Genomic DNA, 2,070 nt, shown 5'->3' with positions numbered 1-2,070 from the left:
GCGGCGCTTGCCTTCGTACATCAGGTGGGCCGTGCAGCGGGCGCCGGTCATGCCGTAGGGGTGGCCGATCGAGATCGAGCCGCCCGAGACGTTGTACTTGGCCGGGTCGATGCCGAGCTTGTCGCGGCAGTACAGGACCTGCGAGGCGAAGGCCTCATTGAGTTCCCAGATGTCGATGTCGTCGATGGTCAGGCCGTTGCGCTCCAGGAGCTTCGGGATCGCGAAGACCGGGCCGATGCCCATCTCTTCCGGACCGCAGCCCGCCACGGCCATGCCGCGATAGGCGCCCAGGGCCTTCAGGCCGCGTTTCTCGGCTTCCTTGCGCTCCATCAGCACCACGGCGGCGGCGCCGTCCGAGAGCTGCGAGGCGTTGCCGGCGGTGACGAACTTGCCTTCCTTCACGTAGCGGCCGCCCTTGAACACCGGGGCCAGCTTCTGCAGGTCGGCCAGGGTCGTCTGCGGGCGGTTGCCCTCGTCGGCGCTGATCGTGATCTCCTTGTCGGTGACCTCGCCCGTCTCCTTGTTGGCCACCTTCATCACGGTGGTGACCGGCACGATCTCGTCGTTGAAGCGGCCTTCGGCCTGGGCCTGGGCGGTGCGCTGCTGAGACTGCAGCGAATACTCGTCCTGCGCCTCGCGGCTGACGCCGTAGCGATCGGCCACGATCTCGGCGGTCTCGATCATCGAGGTCCAGAGTTCCGGCACGTGCTCGTTCAGCCACGGGTCGAAGCCCATGAAGCGGTTCACCTTGTCGTTCTGCACCAGGCTGATCGACTCGATGCCGGCGCCGATGGCGACCTGCGCGCCGTCGTTGATGATGTACTTGGCGGCCGTGGCCACGCCCATCAGGCCCGAGCTGCACTGGCGGTCGATGGTCATGCCCGAGACGGTGTTGGGCAGGCCCGCGCGGAGCGCGGCTTGCCGGGCGATGTTGTTGCCGGTCGTGCCCTGCTGCAGCGCGCAGCCCATGGCCACGTCGTCCACTTCGCCCGGGTCGATCCCGGCCTGGGCCACGGCGGCGCGGATGGCCTCGGCGCCCAGCGTCGCGCCGTAGGTGTTGTTGAAGGCGCCGCGATAGGCCTTGCCGATGGGGGTCCGCTTGGCGGCGACGATGACGGCTTCACGCATTCGGGGAGGATCCTGCTTTCCGTTGGGTCAAACTTCGGGTGTGAAAAAGGCGGGGCGGCCCAGGGACCGCCCCGCCTGGATTTCAGGTCAGCGCTTGTAGTCGGCCAGCTTCTTGCCGTCGGCCACCAGCGTCTCCAGCGCGGCGGACGGCTTGAAGTCGTCGCCCATCGTGCCCTGGAATTCCTTCATCTTGGCCAGCACCTTGTCGGCGCCGATCTGGTCGCCGTAGTGCATCGGGCCGCCGCGGTAGACGGGCCAGCCGTAGCCGTTGACCCAGACCACGTCGACGTCCGACGGGCGGATCGCCTTGCCCTCTTCGAGGATCTTCATGCCCTCGTTGATCATCGGATAGATGCAGCGCTCCAGGATCTCCTGGTCGCTGATCTTCCGCGGATTGCGGCCGCTCTTCACGATGAAGTCGTGGATGATCTTCTCGGTCACCGGCGACGGCTTGGCGTTGCGGTTCTCGTCGTAGTCGTAGTAGCCGGCGCCCGTCTTCTGGCCGCGGCGATCCATCTCGCACAGCACGTCGCGGATGGTGGCCCCGTTCGACTTCTCCTTCACCCACCCGATGTCCAGGCCGGCCAGGTCGCTCATGGCGAACGGGCCCATGGGGAAGCCGAAGTCGTAGAGGACGCGGTCCACGTCCCAGGGCATCGCGCCCTCCATGACCAGCTTGTTCGCCTCGCGCTGGCGCTGCGCCAGGATGCGGTTGCCGACGAAGCCGGGGGTCACGCCCACCAGCACCGCGATCTTGCCGATCTTCTTGGCGAGCTTCATCGACGTGGCGATCACGTCCTTGGCCGTGTGGTCGGCGCGGACGATCTCCAGCAGCTTCATGACGTTGGCCGGCGAGAAGAAGTGCAGGCCGATCACGTCCTCGGGACGGCTGGTCACCGAGGCGATCTCGTCGATGTTCAGGCCCGAGGTGTTGGTGGCCAG

2 protein-coding genes are annotated in these 2,070 nt (G+C 66.9%); both read right to left on the bottom strand.

Annotated features, from left to right (window positions below; genetic code table 11):
- Nucleotides 1-1,128 (bottom strand): acetyl-CoA C-acyltransferase (locus tag Q0L11_RS19680; RefSeq protein WP_296599508.1); only part of this gene is annotated, 1,128 nt, incomplete at its 3' end.
- A gap of 87 nt (nt 1,129-1,215) precedes the next feature.
- Nucleotides 1,216-2,070 (bottom strand): 3-hydroxyacyl-CoA dehydrogenase family protein (locus tag Q0L11_RS19675; protein ID WP_296599506.1); only part of this gene is annotated, 855 nt, incomplete at its 5' end.

Origin of the sequence: Phenylobacterium sp., assembly GCF_024508875.1 — a bacterium.
GTDB lineage: Bacteria > Pseudomonadota > Alphaproteobacteria > Caulobacterales > Caulobacteraceae > Phenylobacterium.
The sequence above is the reverse complement of the archived record's forward strand: the minus strand, read 5'-3'. Positions and strand labels throughout refer to the sequence as shown.